The 3,087-nt window shown below is 69.1% G+C and carries 3 protein-coding genes; 2 read left to right on the top strand and 1 reads right to left on the bottom strand.

What is annotated here, in order from left to right:
* Positions 1 to 136: 136 nt before the first annotated feature.
* Positions 137 to 844 (bottom strand): NADPH-dependent F420 reductase, encoded by a 708-nt coding sequence (locus tag ACXN5W_RS30195; RefSeq protein WP_473161789.1) that lies wholly within the window; start codon positions 842 to 844, stop codon positions 137 to 139.
* Between the two features lie 178 nt (positions 845 to 1,022).
* Between ACXN5W_RS30195 and nudC the strand changes: the two genes are divergently transcribed.
* Both nudC and ACXN5W_RS30185 read left to right on the top strand, forming a co-directional pair.
* The gene (gene nudC, locus ACXN5W_RS30190) at positions 1,023 to 1,943 is read left to right on the top strand and encodes an NAD(+) diphosphatase (protein ID WP_473161788.1); all 921 of its coding nucleotides are present in this window, start codon (positions 1,023 to 1,025) and stop codon (positions 1,941 to 1,943) included.
* 372 nt (positions 1,944 to 2,315) lie between these two features.
* Positions 2,316 to 2,948, top strand: coding sequence for a DUF6230 family protein (locus ACXN5W_RS30185; protein WP_473161787.1), 633 nt, complete (start codon positions 2,316 to 2,318; stop codon positions 2,946 to 2,948).
* Positions 2,949 to 3,087 lie beyond the last annotated feature (139 nt).

The following is a 3,087-nucleotide window of genomic DNA, read 5'->3' as shown; positions in this document are numbered from 1 at the left end:
CTAAGCCCACCAGCGCCGATGGTACTGCATCCGGGAGGATGTGGGAGAGTAGGACGCCGCCGGACTCAACATGGTTAAAGGGCCACCCCCAACAGGGGGTGGCCCTTTTCCTATGTACCACCGGAGTCTCTCGCCCTCACGGCCTAGCCTCGGCCAGTCCCTTCTCCACCCCTGCGGCGTCCAGGTCGGCGCCGTAGACCGGAGTGTCGGGCTGCTGCCGCCAGCTCTCGTCGAGCGTGCCGGCGTCCACCGCGGCGAAGCCCAACTGCTCCACCAGATCCATGACCAGCCGCTTCGCCTCGGCGTCGTCCCCGGCCACCGGCAGGGCGATCCGGTCCGGCGTACCGGCCGGCTGACCGCGTTCCATCAGGTGTTGTGCCTGGATGTTGTTGAACGCCTTGACCAGTCGAACACCGGGAAGGTGCCCGACGGTCCACCGACTTGAGCTCAGGCTCCGGTCGGCGATGTCTGGGATGTCCCCATCTCGTTGCGAGTAGTAGTTGTTGGCGTCCACCACGATCTTGTCCCGGAACGCCTCGGCGGGCAGATCCGGAACGGCTTTGACCGGTACCGCGATCACCACCAGGTCGGCATCGGCGGCGGCGCCCGCCACGGTGTCGGCGCGGGCACCCGTTTCCTCGGTGAGGTCCCGCAACGAGTCGGGTCCCCGCGAGTTCGACACCGTGACGTCATGCCCGAGCGCCTGCAACCGGCGCGTCAGAGTGCCGCCGATGTTGCCCGATCCGACTATTCCGATCCTCATGCGTTTTCGCTCCTGTCTCCGCCATCCCTGGCGGCCGGGACGTGCCTGCGATCTCTGGCATACCCCAGAGCATCGCCGGATACCGCCTGAACGACCGGATGAGAGCAGGACAACGGCCCACCCAGGAGTCCGATCCCGGATCCTGAGCCGCCGCTACCAGGGGCCCGCCCGCCACCGCCGGGCTGCCACGACCGGGCCACCAACCTGGGCGAGCCGCCCTCCCGGGTGCGCCCGGCCCGGGCGTGCGAGGGTAGCCAGCGTGCGAGATGAACAGCCCCTGACGTACACCGGTGGTTGGTTGGATCGGGCGGGCGCGGCCCGGTCGGATCCGCGGTGGGTGGCCGACCGACTCGCCGGGGACGCCCGGATCGTGCCGCTGTGGCGCGACCGGTGCCTGGTCGCTGGTGATCAGGCCACGCCGATCCGGCTGACGGGTGCCGAGGCGGACCCGGTACGCACGGCCGGGGCCGAACCCGTCTTCCTCGGGCTGGCCGGCACCGAGGCGGTGTTCGCGGTCGACCTGTCCGGACTGTCCGAGGAGTCGGCGCTCACCGCGGCCGGCGCGGAGCGCACCGCCGAGGTGCGGGCCATTGTCGGGGGCCTGTCGCCGGCGGAGGCGGCCATCCAGGCGTACGGGCGGGGTCTGCTGTACTGGCACCGCAACCAGGCGTTCTGCGGCGCGTGCGGGGCTCAGACGACCAGTCGGGACGGCGGGCATGTCCGGGTCTGCTCGGACCCGGACTGTGGCCGGCTGCTGTTTCCCCGGATCGAGCCGGCGGTGATCGTGGTGATCGAGGCGCCCGGAGACCCGGCCCGGTGCCTGCTGGCCCGGCACGCCGGTGCCGGACCGGACGGGTTCGCGCTGGTGGCCGGGTTCGTCGAGGTCGGCGAGAGCCTGGAGGACGCGGTACGGCGCGAGGCCGCCGAGGAGACCGGTCTGCGGCTCACCGAGGTGCGTTACCAGGCGTCCCAGGGGTGGCCGTTCCCGGCGGGGCTGATGGTGGGCTTCACCGCGCTCGCGGCGGACGACCAGATCAGGGTGGACGGTGTCGAGCTGGTGGAGGCGCGTTGGTTCACCCGTGCCCAGTTACGGGACCGGCTGGCCTCGGGTCGCCGGTTGGGCCGGGACGACGCGATCGACCGGCTCATCATTTCCCGCTGGCTGTCCGGTGTGGACTGATTCTCCGCGAGGGGATCCGGCACTCATCCGAACGGTGCTCCAAGCTCCCGGTCAGGCTGTCGTTATCAAACCGTGATGTTAGGCGAATTTGGCTACGTCCGGTTAAAGACCCGGCAACTTGAGTGCCGTTTCCGAGGGATTTGTGGCGACTAGTCGACCGCGCTTCCGGATCCGGCTGGTTACCCGGGGCGACTACGGCCGCCTACCCCAGTTACCCGCGAGTAGCAAGGGTCTTGTGAGGCAGGTCGCTTCGCGAGAGCATCGGGCGCACGCTCGGCTACCCACCAGTAAGCGCCGAGCGGTGAACCTGAGAATCGCCCACGCCCCCCAATCCGCGAGCGCGGCCGCTGGGCGACCCACCAAGGAGGACCTGTGCAGGATTCCCGTGACAGTCTGGTGCAGGGCCGCACCAGATGGCGCCGATTCGCCGTGCTGATGGTGCCGGGTGCCGTCGCGGCCGCCGGCATCGTGGTCGGCCTGGCCAACGGCGCGATCGCCGCGTCGCTGAACGTCTCCGGTTCGACCTTCCAGGTCTCCGCCGACCGGCTTGAGGGGAAGGAGTTCACCCAGTACGGCGGCGTCGCCACCGCCAAGGACGGCGCCCACCCGATCGCCGTCTCGGGGATGAAGAGCGCCGACCTCTACAACATGTGCCAGTCGGTGAACGTCGCCGGCATGCCGGTCACGCTGACCATCAAGGCCGGCACCGACCCGGACAACCCGGCGCACGCCGACAACCTGCTGATCGGCATGGACGAGCTGCGCGGTAACGCCGAGTTCCACGAGATCAAGATCGGCCAGGACGCCGGGCCGCTCGGCGGGGAGTCCGGCGGCTTCGGCCAGAGCGCCGACAGCGTCACGATCACCAACCTCGGCCAGGTCGCCCGGTACACCAGCGCCGGCGTCTTCCGGCTGAACGACCTCCAGCTCAAGGTCAATCTCGGCGACCCCAGCAAGTTCAAGTGCGTCCCGTGGGGCGCCATCAACGAACCGCCCAAGGGCTAGTACCGTGCCGGGGGGGGGGGGGGGGGGGGGGGGGGGGGGGGAAGAGAAGGAAAAAAAAAAAGAAAAAGAAAAAAGAAAAACAGAGGGGAAAACGACAGAACCACCTAACAGCGAAAAACCACGAACACCGCACCGCTTC

The organism is Plantactinospora sp. A48 (assembly GCF_055793945.1).
This window is presented reverse-complemented; position numbering and strand designations above follow the sequence as displayed.